General features: G+C 37.7%; 19 protein-coding genes. 15 read left to right on the top strand and 4 right to left on the bottom strand.

The window, feature by feature from the left end:
* Nucleotides 1–17 precede the first annotated feature (17 nt).
* From LO754_RS09160 to LO754_RS09195, 8 genes are all read left to right on the top strand, one after another.
* Nucleotides 18–1844 (top strand): peptide ABC transporter substrate-binding protein, encoded by a 1827-nt coding sequence (locus LO754_RS09160; RefSeq protein WP_231786082.1) that lies wholly within the window; start codon nucleotides 18–20, stop codon nucleotides 1842–1844.
* 140 nt (nucleotides 1845–1984) lie between these two features.
* On the top strand, nucleotides 1985–2929 hold the full coding sequence (locus LO754_RS09165; protein ID WP_024363579.1) for an ABC transporter permease: 945 nt from the start codon (nucleotides 1985–1987) through the stop codon (nucleotides 2927–2929).
* Nucleotides 2929–3903 (top strand): ABC transporter permease, encoded by a 975-nt coding sequence (locus LO754_RS09170; protein WP_108030576.1) that lies wholly within the window; start codon nucleotides 2929–2931, stop codon nucleotides 3901–3903. Before LO754_RS09165 ends, LO754_RS09170 begins: the two co-directional genes overlap by 1 nt.
* Before the next feature lie 17 nt (nucleotides 3904–3920).
* Nucleotides 3921–4976 (top strand): ABC transporter ATP-binding protein, encoded by a 1056-nt coding sequence (locus LO754_RS09175; protein WP_305068887.1) that lies wholly within the window; start codon nucleotides 3921–3923, stop codon nucleotides 4974–4976.
* Nucleotides 4966–5913 carry an ATP-binding cassette domain-containing protein gene (locus LO754_RS09180; protein WP_231786083.1) on the top strand — a complete coding sequence of 316 codons (948 nt, stop codon included), beginning with the start codon at nucleotides 4966–4968 and terminating at the stop codon, nucleotides 5911–5913. The genes LO754_RS09175 and LO754_RS09180 overlap by 11 nt, the downstream gene beginning before the upstream one ends.
* Nucleotides 5910–6842, top strand: a complete 933-nt coding sequence (locus LO754_RS09185; protein ID WP_231786084.1) for an LD-carboxypeptidase — start codon at nucleotides 5910–5912, stop codon at nucleotides 6840–6842. The genes LO754_RS09180 and LO754_RS09185 overlap by 4 nt, the downstream gene beginning before the upstream one ends.
* Nucleotides 6843–6846: 4 nt before the next feature.
* On the top strand, nucleotides 6847–7635 hold the full coding sequence (locus tag LO754_RS09190; protein ID WP_229389461.1) for a serine hydrolase: 789 nt from the start codon (nucleotides 6847–6849) through the stop codon (nucleotides 7633–7635).
* The gene (locus LO754_RS09195) at nucleotides 7632–8447 is read left to right on the top strand and encodes an SH3 domain-containing C40 family peptidase (RefSeq protein WP_024363585.1); all 816 of its coding nucleotides are present in this window, start codon (nucleotides 7632–7634) and stop codon (nucleotides 8445–8447) included. The genes LO754_RS09190 and LO754_RS09195 overlap by 4 nt, the downstream gene beginning before the upstream one ends.
* 93 nt (nucleotides 8448–8540) lie before the next feature.
* Here the strand turns inward: LO754_RS09195 and LO754_RS09200 are convergent, their stop codons facing one another.
* Nucleotides 8541–9326: a glucosaminidase domain-containing protein gene (locus LO754_RS09200; RefSeq protein ID WP_231786085.1), complete on the bottom strand. Its 786-nt coding sequence runs from the start codon at nucleotides 9324–9326 to the stop codon at nucleotides 8541–8543.
* A gap of 281 nt (nucleotides 9327–9607) precedes the next feature.
* On the opposite strand from LO754_RS09200, the gene LO754_RS09205 reads away from it, so the two are divergent.
* The 4 genes from LO754_RS09205 to LO754_RS09220 all read left to right on the top strand — a co-directional run bounded on the left by LO754_RS09205 (nucleotide 9608) and on the right by LO754_RS09220 (nucleotide 15157).
* Nucleotides 9608–10573 carry an ABC transporter ATP-binding protein gene (locus tag LO754_RS09205; protein WP_231786086.1) on the top strand — a complete coding sequence of 322 codons (966 nt, stop codon included), beginning with the start codon at nucleotides 9608–9610 and terminating at the stop codon, nucleotides 10571–10573.
* Complete coding sequence (gene opuFB, locus LO754_RS09210) at nucleotides 10566–12080, top strand: osmoprotectant update ABC transporter permease/substrate-binding subunit OpuFB (protein ID WP_231786087.1); 1515 nt, start codon at nucleotides 10566–10568, stop codon at nucleotides 12078–12080. Before LO754_RS09205 ends, opuFB begins: the two co-directional genes overlap by 8 nt.
* Nucleotides 12081–12373: 293 nt before the next feature.
* Nucleotides 12374–12805 carry a hypothetical protein gene (locus LO754_RS09215; protein WP_024363589.1) on the top strand — a complete coding sequence of 144 codons (432 nt, stop codon included), beginning with the start codon at nucleotides 12374–12376 and terminating at the stop codon, nucleotides 12803–12805.
* A gap of 117 nt (nucleotides 12806–12922) precedes the next feature.
* Nucleotides 12923–15157: a YheC/YheD family protein gene (locus LO754_RS09220; protein WP_231786088.1), complete on the top strand. Its 2235-nt coding sequence runs from the start codon at nucleotides 12923–12925 to the stop codon at nucleotides 15155–15157.
* 209 nt (nucleotides 15158–15366) lie between these two features.
* Here the strand turns inward: LO754_RS09220 and LO754_RS09225 are convergent, their stop codons facing one another.
* Complete coding sequence (locus tag LO754_RS09225; RefSeq protein WP_024363591.1) at nucleotides 15367–16572, bottom strand: ATP-grasp domain-containing protein; 1206 nt, start codon at nucleotides 16570–16572, stop codon at nucleotides 15367–15369.
* Between the two features lie 151 nt (nucleotides 16573–16723).
* On the opposite strand from LO754_RS09225, the gene LO754_RS09230 reads away from it, so the two are divergent.
* From LO754_RS09230 to LO754_RS09240, 3 genes are all read left to right on the top strand, one after another.
* Nucleotides 16724–17869 carry a Mur ligase family protein gene (locus LO754_RS09230; RefSeq protein WP_231786089.1) on the top strand — a complete coding sequence of 382 codons (1146 nt, stop codon included), beginning with the start codon at nucleotides 16724–16726 and terminating at the stop codon, nucleotides 17867–17869.
* 473 nt (nucleotides 17870–18342) lie between these two features.
* Nucleotides 18343–19125 (top strand): Mur ligase family protein, encoded by a 783-nt coding sequence (locus tag LO754_RS23430; protein ID WP_255702647.1) that lies wholly within the window; start codon nucleotides 18343–18345, stop codon nucleotides 19123–19125.
* Nucleotides 19113–19727, top strand: a complete 615-nt coding sequence (locus tag LO754_RS09240; RefSeq protein ID WP_255702648.1) for a glutamate ligase domain-containing protein — start codon at nucleotides 19113–19115, stop codon at nucleotides 19725–19727. The genes LO754_RS23430 and LO754_RS09240 overlap by 13 nt, the downstream gene beginning before the upstream one ends.
* 185 nt (nucleotides 19728–19912) lie before the next feature.
* Here LO754_RS09240 and LO754_RS09245 read toward each other — a convergent pair whose 3' ends face one another.
* Entirely contained in the window at nucleotides 19913–20641 is a 729-nt protein-coding gene (locus tag LO754_RS09245; protein WP_231786090.1) for an NlpC/P60 family protein, read from the bottom strand.
* A 56-nt stretch (nucleotides 20642–20697) separates the two neighbouring features.
* A complete protein-coding gene (locus tag LO754_RS09250; protein ID WP_231786091.1) occupies nucleotides 20698–20844 on the bottom strand; it encodes a hypothetical protein in 147 nt (48 codons plus the stop codon).
* Nucleotides 20845–20967: the final 123 nt, after the last annotated feature.

Raw genomic sequence — 20967 nt, forward strand, 5'->3', positions numbered from 1 at the left:
TACGTAGGGGGATGCTTATGAGGAAAAGGAAATGGTTTCTTTTAGTATGTCTAGTCGTCTTTCTTTGTGCAGCCTGTAGTAATGATTCTTCTGACGAGAAAAAATCAGAGTATCGGGTCGTTTATTCAGGTGAGATTAAAACATTAAACTATTTAAAAACCTCTGAAACAAATGAATTTGCTGTAGCTGCCAATTTAGTGGATGGCCTCATTGAATATGATAAGTATGGGATTGTGCAACCAGGCTTAGCGAAAGAATGGTCGTCAAATGAAGATGCGACTGTTTGGACATTTAAGCTACGTGATGATGTAAAATGGGTTACCCATAATGGAAAGGAATATGCAGATTTAGTGGCACAAGACTTTGTGGATGGTTTGCAGTATGTGCTCGATGCAAAAAATGAATCTTCGACCGTCTGGAGTGCCATGGTAGTCAAAAATGGTGAGGCGTTTTATAACGGTGAGCTAACTGATTTTTCAAAAGTGGGCATCAAAGCAATCGATCAACATACGGTTGAATACACGCTGGAGGCTCCTACACCTTATTTTCTGTCGATGTTGAACTATGTATGTTTCTTCCCTGTAAATGGGAAGTTTTTAACGGAAAAGGGCGAGCAATTTGGAACTACACATGAAAATTTCTTGTATAACGGTGCCTATCTATTAGACAAATTCGAACCTCAAAATGAGCGTGTTCTTGTAAAAAATGATACGTATTGGGATAAAGACAACGTGCTGATTGATCGCATTCGGTATAAATATAACAAAGAAGCAGCAACCGTTGCGCCCGAACTATTTTTACGGGGCGAAATCGACACAGCAACCATTCCTACTTCGATCATTGACGAATGGCTGAAGGATGATAAGAAAAAATCCCAAGTACGTCAAACGCAAAATAATTTTTATTCGTATTTTTATGCCCTAAACTTTGACCCGCAATTCGCTGGGGAATATGAACCTGAAAACTGGAAGATTGCCGTTAATAATAAAGATTTCAGAAAATCGCTTTTCCATGGGCTTGATCGTGTATCAGCGATGCTAACGGTGGAACCATTTAACCCTCAAGATTTACTAAGCAATACGATCACACCGAAAAACTTTGTTGATGTTGAAGGAGTCGACTATACACAACTTGATTCATTAGCGGCGATTACAAACAATGATTCTTTTAATAAAGATTTAGCTTTACAGTATAGGGACAAAGCCAAGGCGGCATTAGAAGGGAAAGCGACTTTCCCAGTAAAGGTATTAATGCCATATAACGCCGGAATGCCTGACTGGGCCAATCGTACCCAAGTCATTGAACAACAAGTCGAAAAATTATTAGGTACTGACTATGTGGATATTATCGTTGAAGCAGGTCCTTCGACAGGTTTCTTATCAGAAGTTCGACGCCCTGGTAAATTTGCATTACTAGAAGCGAACTGGGGGCCAGATTATGCAGACCCGTCAACGTATACAGAACCATTTAGTGTGGATGGTACTTACAATAAGCCAGAATTAGCTGAAGGCTACAAGGAAGCAAATGGTCAAACTGTTTACTTAAATTTATTAGAAAAGGCGAAAGCGACAATCGATACTACTGAGCGTTATAACCTTTTTGCTCAAGCAGAAGCTTTCTTAATTGAAGAGGCCTTTGTTATTCCATACTCTGTAGGTGGTAGCGGTTATGTTGCTTCAAAATTAAATCCATTTGAAGCCCAGTACTCACCATTTGGTGTGACAGCAGAGAAGTTTAAAGGACAGCAAGTGTTAGCAAAGCCAATGAGTAATGATGACTTTAAGAAAGCATTGGCACAGTGGGAGCAAGAACGTATGGATGCATTGGCGAACGCAGCCAAATAAAAGAAAGGAATAATCATTGCCAAAATGCAATCCGTAGGCGTATAGTGGTGATTTTTTAATATCGAGGAGATGACCGAAAATGCTGATTCGGCATCTCCTTCCTGCTTTTGTAACAGTTTTACTGGAGGGAGGATGCTTAAATGCTTTGGTATGTAGGAAAGCGCTTGTTACAATCCATTGTTACGCTATTTATTATTATCACAATTGTGTTCTCATTACTACGATTAATGCCAGAAGAAGGCTACTTAGGGGCAGCGGCAGAGAAAATGTCACCCGCACAAAAAGAAGTGTATTTAACGAATTTAGGATTACGTGATCCATTGCTTGTTCAATTGGGGAATTTTTATACGGATTTATTGCAAGGTGATTTAGGCAAATCCGTTACATATCGTACGGATGTGCCTGTTGTGACAATACTTGCAGATAAAATCATGTATTCATTGTTCTTTGGGTTAGGAGCAGTTGGCATATCGCTGTTGATCGGTGTACCGCTCGGAATATTAATGGCACAAATGAAGGGGCGCTGGCTGGATCGGTTAGGAACTGGCTATATAGTTTTTGTCGTTGCAGTACCAGCAGCAGTGTATTACTTAGTTATTCAAATGTATATTACAGATATTTTCCGTTTGCCGATGTTGTTTGATGAATATAAGCCAATCACCTGGCTATTACCGCTTACTTCGATGGCGTTAGCACCGACTGCTTCCTATGCGATGTGGATGCGCCGGTACATGGTAGATGAATTAAACAAAGATTACATTAAGCTTGCACGTGCGAAAGGCGTGAAAGAGCGTACCTTAATGTTTAGTCATGTATTACGCAATGCTTTTATTCCAATGGCACAATATTTGCCAGCAACGATTCTTTTTACGATTACAGGCTCCATTTATATCGAATCTTTATATTCTATTCCAGGGATGGGTGGATTACTCGTGGATGCTATTCAACGACAGGATAATACGATTGTACAAGGTTTAGTACTAGTTTTTTCATCACTTGGCATTATTGGCTTAATTTTAGGTGATATTGCGATGGCACTCGTGGACCCACGGATTAAATTAGGGAAAGGGGAGAGTGTGCGCTAATGAGCATGTATACAGAGGAAATCGATCATATATCAGACAAGTCCCGTGCACAACTATTTGACTTTGTAGAAGCGACTGATGGTCAGGCAGAAGACACCGCCTACTCCAATTATTCTTATTGGCGCTCCACTTGGAAATCATTTTTAAAAAATCGAGGGGCTGTTTTCTTATTAGTAATGGTTTGCATTATTGTGGCGTTCACCATTTTTCAGCCGTATTTGCCAGCACAAAAATCTCCGACCGAAATCTATCTCGATGACCAAACGGGATTACAGGCACGCAATATTGCCCCCAATGCCGAGTTTTGGTTTGGTACAAACTCCATTGGACAAGATTTATGGTCCCGAATTTGGGCTGGCACAAGGACCTCGTTAATGATTGGCTGTGTGGTCGCATTGGTGGAAGCGTTTATCGGCATTACAATCGGAACACTGTGGGGCTTTTCTCGTAAGCTAGAAATGCCGATTACACAGCTTTATAACGTTGTAGATAATATCCCAACAACAATTGTCCTTATTTTAATGTCTTATATTTTACGTCCGAGCATTTCTACCATAATCATTGCTATGTGCATTACGGGGTGGGTAGAAATGGCGCGCTTTATTCGAAATCAAATCGTAATTTTACGAGATCGGGAATACAATTTAGCATCGAAATGTTTGGGGACATCAGACTATCGAATTATTGTAAAAAATTTATTACCTTACTTAATCTCAGTTATTATGCTTCGCATGAGTTTAGCGATTCCGTTTGCGATTGGCGCAGAAGTGTTTTTAACATATATCGGTTTAGGGCTACCAATTAGTGAACCATCATTAGGGAATTTAATTAATGAAGGGCGTGTCTTGATGATGTCACCTGATTTAAGGTATCAGTTAATTTTCCCAAGTATTGTACTAAGTATTATTACGATAGCATTTTATATTATTGGGAATGCATTTGCAGATGCAGCAGATCCAAAAAATCATGTATAGAAGGGAGATGATTGTTTGTGAAGCAAATAAATTCCCGTATTTTAACGATTGAAAACTTAGTCATTACATTTACACTACGAGGGCAAGTACTAACAGCTATTAGGGGAATCTCTCTTGATTTATATAAAGGAGAAAGTCTAGCCATTGTTGGTGAATCAGGTTCAGGAAAATCCGTTCTAATGAAATCAATTATGGGCTTGCTCGATAAAAATGGTTCGATTGCCCAAGGTCAAATTATATACAATGGTATGGATTTAGCGCTATTTAACACAGAACAACAATGGTTAACTATTCGAGGAAAAGAAATCGCAATCGTTACACAAGATCCGATGACATCATTGAATCCATTGAAAACGATTGGCAAACAAATTGAGGAATGTGTGGTGTTACACCAAGGGCTCAAGGGCAAAGCAGCTTATACTGAAACACTTAAATTATTAACTGACGTCGGTATTGGTGATGTAGAGAAACGCTACAAGCAATACCCTCATGAATTTTCAGGAGGCATGCGGCAACGAATTGTGATTGCTATTGCGCTCGCGTGTAAACCGAAAATTTTAATTTGTGATGAGCCAACAACCGCATTGGACGTAACTATACAAGCACAAATTTTGCAACTACTAAAAAGCCTTCAGCAAAAATATAGCTTAACAATCGTTTATATTACACATGATTTAGGCGTTGTAGCAAAAGTTGCGGACCGTATCGCGGTCATGTATGCAGGGGACATACTCGAAGTTGGTCGTACACATGAAGTGTTTTTTAATGGAAAACATCCGTATACATGGGCGCTTCTTTCGTCACTACCACAACTTGGGTTAAAAGGGCAACCGCTTTATTCGATTAAGGGGACGCCACCCAATCTTTTTAAAAAAATTAAAGGTGATGCGTTTGCCCCGCGCAATCCATTTGCTTTAAAAATTGATTACGAAGTACGTCCGCCATTTTTTCAAGTAAGCGATACACATTTCGCGCGCACTTGGCTGTTGGATCCCTGTGCGCCCAAAGTGGAGCCTCCAGCAGCGTTACAAGCTTTTTTTGAAGAAGGGAGGCAGTACGCCAATGAGCGATAAAGAAGTGTTATTAGAAGTGAAAAATTTGCACATTGTGTTTGGTAAAGGCAAACATAAATTTGTGGCAATCGATGATGTCAGCTTTCATATTTATAAAGGTGAAACATTCGGATTAGTTGGCGAGTCGGGCTCTGGGAAAACGACTATTGGCCGCGCTATAATGCGCATCAATGAAGTAACGAGTGGTCAAATATTGTACCGTGGAAAGAACATTAACGGTAAAATCTCGAAGGATTGGGACAAACAAATAACGCAAAAAATCCAAATGATTTTTCAAGACCCGATGGCTTCGCTTAATGAACGGGCAAAGGTGGATTATATTATATCGGAAGGTCTGATTAATACGAAAAACTTTAAAGATGAAGCGGAGCGTCAGCAAAAAGTACAAAACGCACTTTTAGATGTTGGCTTATTACCCGAGTTCGCGAGTCGCTTTCCGCATGAATTTTCTGGCGGTCAGCGTCAACGGATTGGCATTGCACGTGCATTAGTAATGGAGCCAGAGTTTATTATTGCGGATGAACCAATTTCAGCCCTCGACGTATCGATACGAGCGCAAGTGCTCAATTTATTATCGACGATTCAACAACGAAACAACTTAACCTATTTATTTATTGCCCATGATTTATCAATTGTTCGATTTATTACAGACCGTACGGCAGTCATTTATAAAGGCAAAATTGTGGAGTTAGCAGAGACCGAAAAACTTTTTTCTAATCCAATTCACCCGTACACAAGAGCATTGTTATCAGCAGTGCCAGAACCCAATCCGTATAAGGAGCGAGAAAAGGTCGTGGAAATTTACAACCCGTTACAGCATCAATATAAGCTAGCGCCTCCTTCATTTATAGAAATAGAAGAAGGGCATTATGTTTTAGCTAATGAAGAGGAAATAGCCAATTATCGTACATTACGAAAAGTAGAGGTGAGCGAATGATTGTGCCTAAAGCTTTGCTAAAAGGGGATACGATTGGTCTACTTAGTGCTTCTGGTGCTACACCACCAGAAAAGCTAACTCCCGCCATTGCTAGTATCGAGAAACTTGGTTTTAACGTCATTGTGGGGGAAACATGTCGTGTTAGACATGGATATTTAGCTGGTTCAGACGAACTGCGCGCATATGATGTCAATGAAATGTTCCGCAATCCCCATGTGAACGGCATTTTTTGTATTCGTGGAGGATACGGGGCAACGAAAATTTTACCAAGACTAGATTATGAGATGATACAAGCAAATCCCAAAGTATTCGCAGGCTATAGCGATGTGACTGCACTACATATCGCCTTTAATCAAAAATGTAATTTAGTGACGTATCATACACCAATGCCTTCAACAGAATTTATTCAACAAAATATGGATCATTATACATGGAATTCATTTTTGAATTGTGTGATGGCAACAGATACCATGCCGTTTCTGTTGGAAAATCCTCCACAGCAACCAATGACTACACTCCTAACAGGGACTGCAACAGGTCAACTCGTTGGGGGCAATTTAACATTGATTACAGCGTCACTTGGCACGCCATATGAAATTGATACAAAAGGTAAAATTTTATTTTTAGAAGATATAGATGAGAGTGAGCAGCGTATAGATCGCATGCTGACACAGTTAAAATTAGCTGGGAAGCTTGATGATGCAGTAGGTTTACTATTAGGGGCATGGACAAATTGCGGGCCTGAAAACCCGAAGCAGCCAGAACAGAGCTTATCCTTAAACACCATTTTTAAGGAAATCTTAACACCTTTGAAGAAACCTATTTTATCAAATCTTGCTTGTGGTCACTGTTTACCAACGATGTCACTGCCTTTAGGTCGTATCGTAACCATAGATGCGGAAACGCAAAACATTACAGTGGTAGGGTAGGTGCATGATGCAGCCAACGATTCAACGTATTATACAGGAAGCTCCATATAAAGTGCATATGTTTGTAAAAGATTTTAAGACAAATGACTTTGTTATCAACGAGCGTCTAGATGAAGCTTTTTCCAGTGCTAGCTTAATTAAAGTGCCTATACTCATTGCTATTTTCGATTATATAGATGTATGCAATATACCTATCAATCAAGTAATAGCCATTAGCCCTAGCGATTGGGTTGATTTTAGTGTGATTAGTGAACAGCGAGTAACATCCTGTACAATCTATGAACTGTGCGTTTGGATGATTACGACAAGTGATAATACTGCGACAAATGTGTTAATTGATGTAATCGGTATGGAAGCGTTAAATAAGTACTTTCATAAAATCGGACTGACTCATACACAATTACAAAGAAAAATGATGGACTTTGAGCGACTTGCAAAAGGCATTGATAATATAACAACAGCGCGCGATATGGCGCATCTATTTAGCCAAATTTATAGGCAAAATCTGCTATCTCCAGTGTTAAGCCAGCTTGCTATTGATATCTTGTGTCGTCAGCGTTTTCATGAATGCTTGCGCCGTTACATCGTCGATGATGTGACAATCGCCCATAAAACAGGTGGTCTTGATACCGTTGACCATGATGTTGGCATTGTTTACAGTCACGTACAAGATTATGGTATTGGCGTTTTTATCTCAGAGGTCAAGCAAAATGATGTCGCTCGACAATTAATCGGTCGTCTTTCAAAGGTAGTCTATGACAAGATGATAGGAGTGAAAGGAGAGACAACATGAACGCAATTGTCATTGCTATGATGGCTAATCTTTATGCTGAACCCAATCGTCATGCCGAGCTTGTTGATGAAATACTTTACGGTATGCCTGTTCAAATTATAGAAGAATTAGAAAATGATTGGCTGTATGTTCGCACTGCCTATCGCTATGAAGGTTATTGTCAGCGAAAGCATGTCCTTTTCGATGATGCGATTACAAATACTTGGATTCAAAAGGCTCAACATGTTATTGGACAGCGTTTCGCAGATGTTTTACAAGAACCGAAAATACAAAGCACCAAAATCATCACATTGGTAAAAGGTTCTATTTTATACAATGTAGATTCAGACACGACATCAAACACGCCATGGACTGCCGTTCAATTAGCGACGGGCGAAATTGGCTATTTACGTTCACAATGGTTGCATCCTAAAATTGCTGAACATACTTTTGAAGAGCATGCGTTTCGAGAAAATGTTGTACAAACAGCACTAAGCTATATAGCCACACCGTATCGTTGGGGAGGTAAGTCACCGCTAGGCATAGATTGTTCAGGCTTATGTTCGATGGCTTATCTGCTAAATGGCGTAATTATTTTCCGAGATGCTAGAATTGTAGAAGGTTTTCCAATTAAGGAGATAACAATTGATCGTATGCAAAAAGGAGATTTGCTATTTTTCCCAGGGCATGTAGCACTGTATCTAGGGCAGACTCTTTATGTTCATGCCTCACTTGGTGGCAATGAGGTCAATGTCAATAGCCTTGATGAACAACATCCGTTATATCGCCAAGATTTAGCAACGACTATTACCGCAATTGGAAGCTTGTTTTAAATGTATGTAATACTTGAAGAAAAATGGATGCAAAAAAACGAGGCATTTGACGGTAGTTGCATCGTCGAATACCTCGCCTTGTGTATGTTTACCCTAATATTGATAAATATTTAACTGTTGTCCAGCTTCAATATTATCTGAACGTAATTGATTCCATTGTTTAATGGATGTTACTTTAACATTATGCGTCTGTGCGATATGCATCAGCGAGTCACCATCCGCAACTGTAATGGTTTTTTTATTTTTTACAGGGCTGTCGTATTGTTGTAAGTCGTACTTCGCAATTAGACTATTTAACTTTTCATTGTAAGTTGAATCTGTTGCGTAAGAGCCTGTTAAAAATTTTGTCGCATCTGCATAGGATGTTGTGTTGCTTTTAAAGACACCTGTATAAAAATTTTTGTTCCAAGATACACCATTGCGGAGTAATTGGACATAATCCTTCATGGATTCTTCGTAGGAAGGATATTTGCGGAATTCAGCCATCACTGTTGTCAGATTACCAGAGCCATCATCCTCAACTGTTTCAAGTGTCACGGAATCATTTTGAAATTTGCCTTTCATACCAAATAAATTGTTGTTAGGAGTGGAACTAAGACCACTTTGCCCATGCTTACTTTCTAAAATGGCTTGCGCAATCATGACAGATGCATATAAGTCATTTTCAGCACCGAGTCGTCGTGCTGTTTCTGCAATAGAGCCAATAAATTCTTCCACACTTGGACCTTCATCTACATATTTTTGAACGGCAGTGTCGGTTGGCTTCAATAGCTGAATCAAAAAATAAGTGGAAATACTGATAACAGACGCTATGACAATCATTCCGATTAATAGTTTTTTGAATAATCTCATGTAGTTATAGATGTTGAATCTATGCAACACCTTCCTCCTTTCTTTTCTCTTAAAAAATCGCTTACTCTTTTCATATTGTAAAACAACTAGATAAAAAAAAGCATCGTTTTTCACTAGAATTCATAATTAATACAACGAACTTTCATATGAAAAAGTTTCATATAGCGCGTCTAAGATGTACATGAAACTATAAATCTATTAAAATCGCTTTGTCCTATTATTAGTTTAACCGTTTGAATATGTGGAAAGATATACTAGTGGGAAGGACACGGACATTTAATCTATCAAATTTATAAGGAGCTTAGTCAATGATTGCATTTGAGAATGTTACAAAAAAATACGATAATAACCAAATTGCAGTAAATGCCATTAATTTTGAGATACAGAAAGGGGAGTTTTTTGTCATTATATACTCTAGTGGTTGTGGCAAGACGACATTACTAAAAATGATTAACCGATTAATTCAATTGACTGAAGGAACAATACGAATTAACGGTAAAAGAATTAGTGATTATAATATTCATGAGCTACGATGGAATATTGGCTATGTGCTCCAACAAATTGCACTTTTCCCTCATATGACAATAGCTGAAAATATCGCCATTGTTCCTGAAATGAAAAAATGGGAAACGACAAAAATTCAACAACGAGTTCATGAATTATTAGAAATGGTAGGGCTAGAACCAGCTCAATATAGTGACAGGAAGCCAAATGAACTGTCGGGTGGGGAACAACAACGTGTTGGGGTTGTCCGCGCATTGGCAGCAGATCCCGAAATTATATTAATGGATGAGCCATTCAGTGCATTGAATCCAATTAGTCGAACAAAATTACAAAATGACCTGCTTGAGCTTCAACGTGCAATAAATAAAACGATTGTCTTTGTTTCACACGATATGCAAGAAGCGTTAAAACTAGGGGATCGCATCTGTGTGATGAAAGATGGAGAAATAGTACAAATCGGTACACCAAAGGAAATAATACAAAATCCCGTCAATGATTTTGTTCGAAAATTTATTGGGGTCAAGGAAGATGCATTGAATGTGTTTACCATTCAACAAGTGATTGAACCGTTTGTAGAGGCGAAACATCAAAGTTATGTGATACATAGTGTTGGTGATCAGGCTACTTTACAAGTCATTTTACAACAATTGGCGCACTATGAGTGTCTGGCAGTGAAAAGCGAAGAGGAAATTATTGGAGTTATTACAAGGCAATCAATGTTGCAGTTTTTAGCCAACCATTCCACGGAACGGGGTGAGGCAAATGACTGATTTTTTACATGTGTTGGATGAACGCAAAGGTCAACTCATTGCATCGTTAATAGAGCATATGCAAATATCATTTATTGCCTTATTTTTTGCAGTAGTCATTGCCATCCCACTGGGTATCTACTTAACGCATCAAAAGAAAATAGCGGAAAGTATAATTGGCATTAGTGCAGCCTTACAAACAATCCCTTCATTAGCGTTGTTAGGATTGTTAATTCCGTTACTCGGCATTGGGAAAACGCCTGCTATAATCGCTCTTGTGGTCTATGCCCTCCTGCCCATTTTACGCAATACATTTACAGGCATAAACGAAGTCAATCCGTCTTTAAATGAAGCGGCAATGGCAATGGGGATGAATACAGCAAAAAGATTAGTGAAGGTGGAACTGCCACTTGCAATGCCCGTTATAATGGCAGGCATTCGCACAGCCATGGTATTAATAGTTGGAACGGCTACATTAGCTGCATTAATAGGCGCTGGAGGATTAGGCGATATTATTTTGCTTGGTATTGATCGTAATAATACTTCGCTCATCCTATTAGGTGCAGTTCCAGCGGCCATTTTAGCATTAGTGTTCGATTATCTTTTGAAAAAGCTAGAATCACTATCTTTTAAACGAACAGTTTCGGTATTACTTGCCATTAGTGTTGCGGCTATGATGATGGTTGCAATGCCATTCCTAAACTTTAATAACAAAGCAGATATCGTCATTGCAGGTAAACTTGGTTCAGAGCCAGAAATCCTGATTAATATGTATAAATTATTGATTGAAAATGATACAGATTTAGATGTTCAATTAAAACCTGGACTCGGCAAGACATCCTTTGTTTTTAATGCCCTAAAATCAGGAAGCATTGATATATATCCAGAATTTACAGGTACGGCAATCGCAGAGTTTTTAAAAGAACAAGCGGTAAGTAACGATCAAGTAGCAGTATATCAACAGGCAAAAGAAGGTATGTTGAAGAAATTTGATATGGTTATGCTCAGTCCAATGCAGTATAACAACACATATGCTTTGGCCGTTTCAAAACAACTAGCGGAAGCTTATCAATTACAGACGATTTCTGATATCAAGGCGATGCAAGAGTCGATTAAAGCGGGATTTACGTTGGAGTTCAATGATCGTGAGGATGGTTACGTAGGCATTCAGAAGCGCTATGGGATTGATATTGCCTCTGTTACAACAATGGAACCAAAGCTAAGGTATCAAGCCATCCAATCAGGTAATATCGATTTATTGGATGCTTATTCAACTGACAGCGAGTTACGCCAATATGATTTGACTGTATTAGTGGATGATCAACAGTTATTTCCCCCGTATCAAGGCGCGCCATTGTTAAGAAAGGAAACACTTGAAAAATATCCTGAGCTTGAAAAGGTGTTAGGGAAACTGGCCAATCAAATCACGGATGATCAAATGCGTGAAATGAATTATCAAGTTAACGTGGAAGGGAAAAATAGTGAGGATGTAGCTAGGGCATTTTTGAAAAATGCAGGTTTATTATAAGCATTTGTATGAATCGCGGGTAAAGTGGGTTAATTCGCGGGTAAATCACGATGAATCGCGGGTAAAGTGCGATATTTCGCTGGTACATCCCGCTTTTCCGCGGGTAAAGCGTACGGCTTCATAAGTATTTTATTTTTATGTAAGAAGTTGTTATTTTTTTAGAGCTCCCCTTACAAATCATGTCGTCATATTTTAAAAACGGACATATTATAACGAGATAGGTCAAATAATGATTTTGCTATCGTTCGAGTAAGGAGCCATTGCTAAAACGCAATAGGAAGGGGCTGGGAACGTTGGGTATTGAAAAAGGAAGAAAGCACTTTGTATGCGAAGCGCTATACGATATAAAAGCACTACAGGATATCATAACAGATTTTCATTCAAAATATTATGGTCAGCTTCTTGTAAAAATAATTGGTAGTGATACCATTCCCTTTTTTTTAATAACGCATAATGGAGCACATTTACGATTAATAGATACAGTTAAACAGTTTGAAACAGAGTTTTTTCGTATAGAAGCGATTGATATAGATCGTTGTCGAGGCACTATTTCGCTGTTACGAGCCTATGATTATGAAGGCAATGAAACAAATGTAATTGCTGATGTTGTGAGATTAGAAAGAACATCGACAGAAAAATCAATTGAGTTAGGCAGTATATCAGCTATTCAGTTATTAAATCCAGACTTATTAAAAAAGAAATTTATCATTGAGCCTAAATGGTAAAATAGATGATTTACCTATAAAACTACTAAAATAATTGCAGAACTAGAGCATCTGTCCATATGCAAGCTGCGTAATCTGAATTTAATAGAAAGAGTCTATAGAAAGGAAGATTAACGCATGACAATTATAGGAATGTTGCATCATCGTCTAGATCCTAAAACTGTTATCAAGTCATATGCATATGCAGCAGTTGCAAAAGCAGAAGGAGTAGAATTTTTTTACTTTACACCTAAAAAGGTAAACTTTGACAATCGTACGATCAATGGGCAGGTATTAGAAGATGGGCAATGGCATGAAAGAGTGATGCCCTTTCCAGATGTAATTTATAATGCTGGAAGTCCAGAAAAATTAGCGGTGTCAAAAAAAATAATAGAGCGATTGAAAAAGGAGATTCCGTTTACTACACATTCAATAGGTAATAAATGGAATGTTATGGAGCGACTTAAAGAGGCGAAAGAATTTGATAAATACATTATTCCAACAGAAATAGTAAAAAACACAGATGTCTTTCATAGCTATATAGCCCACCATAAAAAAATCGTATTTAAGCCGATTGACGGCAGGAAAGGAAAAGGAATTTATTTTATTATCAAAATAGGAGACCATTTTGAGGTACGGCAAAATAGCGAGAATCGTATGTACTCAAAGCAACAGTTAAATGCATTAATCCATGAACTTCTTGAAACGGGTACGTTTATTATGCAACCGTATATTCAATCGAAAATGAAATCGGGTCAAGTTTATGATTTTCGTCTACATGTTCAAAAAAATGGGGAAGGTAAATGGGTGGTGACAACAGTTTATCCACGTATTGCACCACATGGCTCAATTATTCCAAACATCAACAATGGCGGTTATACAAATTATTTGGATCCATTTTTAGAGCAAGAGTTTAAAGAAGAAGCCTTTAATATTCGTCGGATGTTGGAACATTTCTCATTATCTTTGGCACGCCATTTAGATGACATTCAGATGACGAAGTTTGGAGAGGTCATTGATGAGATTGGAATAGATGTCGGGCTCGATGCGCAACAAAAAATATGGATCTACGAGGTAAACTGGCGTCCTGGTTGTCCGCCGGCGTTTTACTTAGAATTAGATGTTGTTATCCATTCGATTCGTTATGCAAAGTACTTAGCAGAAACCCAACAACCGATAAAAAAACCAAAAGCAAAACCTGCAACTTCAAACACAAAAACAGTGGTACCAAAACCTACAGATTCAAAACCAAAGCAAGTCGAAGTAACAGCACAATCGAACCATGGAAAATTCGATAAACCAATAATTGCGATTACTGGTAGTGCAGGAAAAACCACATCTAAGGCATTTTTAGGGTCTATATTGTCTAAAAAATGGAATGTATTTGAGTCGAAGGATTACTGGAATACGACTGAACATACTAAAAAACATGCAGAAGAAACCAACGATTCTCACCAAGCCGTTGTGCTCGAATATGGAATGGCTTATCCAGGTATCATTACAAACCACTGTAGCATTATCCAACCGAATATAAGTATCGTTACAAATATTGGACTTGCGCATGTTGGGAATTTTGATGGAGATGTTCGAAAAGTAGCGAAAGCTAAGTCAGAATTAATTCAAGGTATGGATCAGCAAGGGTTACTTATTTTAAATAAAGATGACGACAATTCAAACTATTTATTGACCGATCAATTTAAAGGGAAAATCCTGACTACTGGTATTCACACAGAAGCGGACTATCGAGCATACGACATACAATATAAAGAAAATGGCATGGCATTTAAGATGGAACTGCAAGGTCAGGAAATCCAATTATTTATTCCGATTTTAGGAGAACATCACGTTTATAATGCTCTGAATGCGGTCGCGGTTGCAGATTATTTAGGGTTTACGCCACAGGAAATAAAAGCAGGTTTGCATTTTAAAAAGCCGCCAAGAAGGTTGACGGTGTATAACTGCCGCGATCATATAACGGTCATCGATGATACTGTTCACTCCCATCCTCAAGGCGTAAGGGCAGCCCTAAATGTGCTAACAAATGTTAGCAACAAACGGCGTGTGGCAATAATTGGGCAGATGCGTGAGCTAGGTGATTTAAGAGAAGAAGAATATCGCAAATTAGGCGAATTTATTGTTGAACAAGGCATTGATCTTTTAATTACCTATGGCTTTAGGACAGAAGAAATAGGAGCAGCTGCCATAGCAAAAGGCATGGATTCAAACAAGATTTATCATTTTACGAATAAAGATCAATTGCATGCGCTGTTAGAGAAAATAATCGAACCTCATGACACGATTCTTGTCAAAGGTGCTAGTAAAACGAATATGTTTGAAACCGTTAAATTTTTAGACCAAACATTTAAAGCATAACGAGGAAAACCCGAGTAGTTGCCCATTGGATAGGGCAATTACTCGGGTTGATTGTTGTGAACGCAAACAAAGTAAAACGATGTATCCAGCGCGCTATTGCCTAAATTGCTCATAGTAAAGCGGATGAAGCAAAAGCCACATCCGCAACTACAGCATATTTACTAAGAAGATAGATTAAGTTGGAACGATAAGCAGCAATCGCCCCCAAATTAGAGCGCTTTTAATAGAAATTTGATTTCTTTGGCGGCGGTTATAGCATTGGTTTTCGCTTGAGCTAAAGTTTTACCCTCGGCAATGACATAGGCATAGCGATGACCCATCGATAACGGTGGGGTTAACAATGTTCCTTTTCGCGGTTTTACATATACATCGACAACACCAGGTGCTTTTGTTGCCCTTGTTTTACCAATTACTCTTTCTAACACACCTTTGCTCTCTACTATGACATATTTTGTAAAGATGAATTTTTTATGCCTAGGTTGGACATTTGGTTGTTCCCCTAAAAATAATTTCAGTGTTTCTTCTACTAAACTAAATCCGAAAGCCGCATGTAGCATATTATTCATAGCGCCACCTGAAATTCGAGGGTTAATCTCAATGAGCTTCCATCCTTGTTCTGTTAAACGAAGCTCTAGATGCAATGTTCCATTTTCAATATCAAATACTTTGACAATAGAATGGAGCACTTCTTCAATCCCTTTTTGAATATCAGAAGGTACTTCCGCGAGTATACCATAGCCTGTAATAATAAATCGTTTACCTTGTGTAATCTCTTGTTCAATAATACCGATTGTGTGAACTTGTCGCTTATAGACCATTGCTTCAACTAAGTATTGGGGTCCATCAATATATTCCTCAATCATGATGGTTTCACCAGGGTTTTTATTTTGGAGAAATGTAAGATGTGAATCGAGTTGGTTTTTATCTGTCGCCAGTAGTACGTCTTTTGAACCCGTTGATTTAGGAGATTTAACAATCAATGGAAATACCATGTTATTTGAAAATGATTCATGCGGTTTTTTTAGGAAAAATTTTGGGGAGTATGGCTGATCCTTTAATAGATTTCTTGTTTTCTCTTTATCTTCCATCATTTCAATTGCTGCAGATGAAGTATAGTTTTGGCAAAATTCATCACATAAAATAGAGGCAATATGAACAAATGGATCTACAAAACTAACAATGGACTTTATCTCTAAACCGGTATCAAGCAAATCATGAATTTCCTCTATCATATCTTCTATATTGGAAGTATCGATAAAAATCATTTTATGAATGTCTGGATAGGCTTTTCTCTGTTGTAATTGTTTTTCATTGCTTGTGAACAGTATTGTCAAGTAGCCCAATTTTTCTGCTGCTTTTATCGCTTCACGACTAGACCCAGATTTGTTTGTACCGATAAATATAATTGCCTTCAGTGAAATCACTCCTTCAATTGGCACTTGGATTATTAATATACACCTTATATATATGCTGTGAAATAGTTTTCTTCTAGTTATGTATCATGTTTACATCCAAGCAACTTTTAAAGTGCTTCATATAATAGAGAAGAAAGGAGTGTGAAATGATATGAAGCCTCTATCGGTGAAGAATTTAACAGCGATTACTGCAGGTAAATTATTGCAAGGGTCGGATGAGGTGCTGATCCAGTATGGCGCATATCGGCTAAAACAAGTGAAAAAACCGTACACAGCTCTATTTACAGACAAACGCATAGTAAACTGGAAAAGTCTTGAATCGCTTGCTCCTCTAGTGCTTGTTACAGAGTGGGTGTATAGTCAGCATGAAATTCCTCAACACGTAATAATTATTCAAGTAGAAAATACAGATGAGGCCTACTGGAAGTTTGTACATTATTATCGTAGTCAATTTGAAATCCCTGTTATTGCAATTACTGGAACATCAGGCAAAACTACAACAAAAGAGATGATAAAACATATTCTTTCTGCTGAAAAAGAAGTAACCGCTACGACTTTAAGTAGTAATTCTAGAACCGCTTCATTGCAGTATTTACTTAGTATTGAAGAGGAAACAGAAGTAGCAGTTTTTGAAACAGCTGTTGGATCACCAGGAGATGTAAGAAAAGCAGGGAAGTATTTTAAACCGACAATCGGTATTATTACCAATATCGGCGCGCACCATTTAAACTACTGTAAAACTTTGGAAGGTTATATACAGGCGAAAGGTGAAATGGTTGAAATAGTGAATCCAGATGGTGCATTAATTCTCAATGCAGAAGATGTCAATATACGAAAAATTGATTTATCGAAATTTAAAGGACGTATTATTTACATCGGCCAGCAAGCATCATGCCATTATAGAGCAAGTCATATTCGCTATGTAGAAAATGGTATGCAGTTTACATTGCATCATAAAAAGAAAAAATATGAAGTTTTCGTTCCTGGATTTGGAGAACATCAAGTCTATAATGCATTGGGAGCGATTGCGGCCATTCATGAATTACGTGTACCGATTTCCGTAGCGATTAAACAATTAGCGACATTCAAGAAAGTGAATAAGCAACTACAACTTTTTGAAGGAATCAATGGTTCTATATTGATCGACGATACTTGGAGCTTAACAACAACGTCCTTAGAAGCTGCTTTAAAGGTCTTAAATTCATTAGGAGAAGGCAAGAAAAAAATTGCCATTATCGGAACGATTACGGATTTAGGGTCCTGGGGTATATTATCCATGAGCAAGCAGGAGAATTAATCCATAAAATTGGTGTAGATGTTCTTATTACTATTGGAGAGCACGCCCGAATTATGGCTGATCGTGCAGTAAAATTAGGCTTTAGTAAGCCCGTTTATATATTTAATAATAATATTCTCGTTTATAAGTTATTACATGAAATAGTAGATGAGAATACGATTATTCTAATAAAAGGAGATATGTATAGTAAGCAAATTTCCCAACTGGTACTGATTTAAAAGTTAAAAAAACGTTGCCAAAAGAAAATGATTCTAGGCAATAATGCACTTGTCATGAAAGCTGGTTAAAGACTGTGTCGCATAAAGTCATATCATAATATTGTATAGTAATCTTCTAGAAAGGAGCGCTTTAAATAAAGGATAAAGCATGTCATCAAATAATAGTTGTTACTAGAAATAGGGTAGAATGGTTCTTCATTACCCACACTTCTAGTGATTATATTTCATACTATACTGAGAGGGGGAGGAGTTCACGTGCAAAATATTCGCGTGACTGTGGTTAGAAAGTTACTACAAGGGGATTTAGTAAGTGGTTCTGAGCAATGGTTTATCAAACATGCCATCTATTATAATCGCCATGATTTGACGCAAAAGAATACACTCATGTTTATCAATAGAAGTGAGACCATTAATTGGGAAGAAATCGATAAAAAGGGACCATCCCTCGTTATTTCAGATAAACCTTTAGAAGAACTAAAAAAAGCACTACCGAATACAACAGTTATTCGAGTGAAAAGTACGTTGCAGGCATACTGGAAGTTTATTGAGTATTATAGAGGGCTATTTGACATACCAGTAGTCGCATTAACGGGTACATGTGGAAAAACAACTACAAAAGAAATGATTAAACATATTGCGAGCAAAGACTGGAATGTGCAGGCATCTATTAGTAGCAAAAATGAACCTCGCCAATCTTTACCTTATTTAATAGGCATCGATGAAACGACAAAAGCAGCGGTTTTTGAATTAGGGCTAGGGAATACGGGGAATATTAAGCATCAATGTATGATTTATCGACCGACGATTGGTATTATTACAAACATCGGTGTCCATCATTTAGATGGCTGTAAAAATCTTGAAGGCTATATAAAAGCTAAATCTGAAATTTTAGAAGGAATAGCTGAAGATGGCACGTTAATCATCAATGCAGATGATGAAAACACAAAAAAATTCCTCTGCATACGTTTAAAGGGAAAATTATTACGATTGGGGTTCAGGGAAAAGCCGATTATAAAGCTTCGAACATGCAATTTATAAACAACGGTATGAAATTTACCCTGCAAGTAGCTAAGGAAAAATATACAGTATTTGTACCTGGCTATGGAGAACACCAAGTATATAATGCATTAGCGGCCATCGTTGCTGCAAAAGAAATGGGCATGTCCATTCAGAATGCAATCTCACGTTTAAAAACATTTAAACCGATGGCAAGGCATCTAGAAATGTCAACCGGTCTTAAAGGAAGTACTATCGTAGATGATACATGGACGAATAATCCTACATCGGTTGAAGCAGCCTTGAAAGTTTTAGATACGATAGGAAAAGATAAAAAAATAATCCTTATATTAGGTGATATAAAGCGATTGGGTCTTTTCGAAGAGAAGTATCATCGTGAGATTGGCTCCATGGTGGCTGAGCGAAATATTCAAATGCTGATTACTATTGGAAAAAGAGCCGAACATATAGCAGAACAAGCAAAAAAAGATGGCACTACTGCGGAAGTTCATGTTTTTAAAGATGTTGCAGGAGTTTTAGAATTACTCAAACCAAAACTTGACCAAGATACGATTGTGCTTATAATAGGCCCAATGTCGAGTAGATCCATGATTGAATTTGCCAATCATCTAAAGGAAATCTAACAGCATAGCAGGGCAATCTTTATGGTAGCAATGACAAGCAAGACTTTAACGATGTAAAATTCATCCAACCATTTAAAGCGAAAACATAGCATACAAACGTGTCAATGACACTGCTTTGTATGCTATGTTTATGTTTATATATTGCTAGCAGTCATTCAAATGTTTATTGCTAGATTGTTTGTCTTTTAAAATACTCGTTTTGCTGTTAAATAATGTTCCTTATAATAATCAACAAATAGTACTCTTGTCGTAACACCGCTTGAAGTTGGGATGATGAGACGTTGATCGCCAGCGTAGATAGCTACAAGCGATGGGTTTTTCGAACCTTTCACACCATTAAAGAATACTAAGTCACCCTTTTTCAAATTGGCACGTGACACCGTAGTTCCTTTCGCCATAAGTTCTTTTAAGTTTGTAGTACCAAGTTTTACGCCACTTTTACGGTAGACATATTCAACGAAACCAGGTGCTGTAAAACGTAAACTTTGTTCATTAATTGTGGAACTAATTGTTGCTTTATTTTTATAAGTAATCGCATTTTCTACGATTTTATCGCCCTTTGTTGCGGGGTTGGCAGATAATAATGTTGGTAATACTCTGCGAGCAGATACATAATTGTCTTTATAATATGGCTTACTATTCATATCTGAAATGACAATATTTTGCTTGGAATCAGCCATATGAATAATTTTGTTATTACCAATGTACATGCCTACATGATCAGGATCCGTGCCTGTTTTTTTACTTTTAAAGAATACTAAGTCACCTTTTTGCAACTGGTTTCTTGCAACATATGTCCCTTGTTGTATCATGTAATTTTCATTATACGTACCAAGATCTACACCATTCTTTTCAAAAATATACATAAGGAATGAAGCACAAGAAAATTTGTAAGGATATGTAGACTTGTACACGCTATTACTGTATGTAGCCTTACCAATTAAGCTTTTCCCTGTTTGAATCAGTTGATCTACTTTGCTGCAACCCTTTGGTCATTATTTTGCGCATTTGTCGTCGCTGCTTCCACTTTTATCGGTTCAAATGTCCCTTGAACGATTCCGAATGAGCTAAACCCAATCGACAATGCTAATGTAGTTGTTAAAAAATGTTTTTTCATGCTGTTTTTTACCTCCTGTAAGCGAGCAGTAAATTTTTCTGTTTGCTTGCCATTGCAATAATCGTAGCATGAAAAACACGGGGTTCTGTTAGGTAAATGTTTCCACAGTGCACGTCAACCTAC

The organism is Lysinibacillus sp. GJ-1, assembly GCF_021166035.1.
GTDB lineage: Bacteria > Bacillota > Bacilli > Bacillales_A > Planococcaceae > Lysinibacillus > Lysinibacillus sphaericus.

Excerpts from the sequence above, each read along its gene's own strand:
- LO754_RS09160 (WP_231786082.1), top strand. The coding sequence starts at position 18 with ATGAGGAAAAGGAAATGGTTTCTTTTAGTATGTCTAGTCGTCTTTCTT.
- LO754_RS09165 (WP_024363579.1), top strand. The coding sequence starts at position 1,985 with ATGCTTTGGTATGTAGGAAAGCGCTTGTTACAATCCATTGTTACGCTA.
- LO754_RS09170 (WP_108030576.1), top strand. The coding sequence starts at position 2,929 with ATGAGCATGTATACAGAGGAAATCGATCATATATCAGACAAGTCCCGT.
- LO754_RS09180 (WP_231786083.1), top strand. The coding sequence starts at position 4,966 with ATGAGCGATAAAGAAGTGTTATTAGAAGTGAAAAATTTGCACATTGTG.
- LO754_RS09185 (WP_231786084.1), top strand. The coding sequence starts at position 5,910 with ATGATTGTGCCTAAAGCTTTGCTAAAAGGGGATACGATTGGTCTACTT.
- LO754_RS09190 (WP_229389461.1), top strand. The coding sequence starts at position 6,847 with ATGATGCAGCCAACGATTCAACGTATTATACAGGAAGCTCCATATAAA.
- LO754_RS09195 (WP_024363585.1), top strand. The coding sequence starts at position 7,632 with ATGAACGCAATTGTCATTGCTATGATGGCTAATCTTTATGCTGAACCC.
- LO754_RS09205 (WP_231786086.1), top strand. The coding sequence starts at position 9,608 with ATGATTGCATTTGAGAATGTTACAAAAAAATACGATAATAACCAAATT.
- opuFB (WP_231786087.1), top strand. The coding sequence starts at position 10,566 with ATGACTGATTTTTTACATGTGTTGGATGAACGCAAAGGTCAACTCATT.
- LO754_RS09220 (WP_231786088.1), top strand. The coding sequence starts at position 12,923 with ATGACAATTATAGGAATGTTGCATCATCGTCTAGATCCTAAAACTGTT.
- LO754_RS09230 (WP_231786089.1), top strand. The coding sequence starts at position 16,724 with ATGAAGCCTCTATCGGTGAAGAATTTAACAGCGATTACTGCAGGTAAA.
- LO754_RS09240 (WP_255702648.1), top strand. The coding sequence starts at position 19,113 with ATGCAATTTATAAACAACGGTATGAAATTTACCCTGCAAGTAGCTAAG.
- LO754_RS09250 (WP_231786091.1), bottom strand. The coding sequence starts at position 20,844 with ATGAAAAAACATTTTTTAACAACTACATTAGCATTGTCGATTGGGTTT.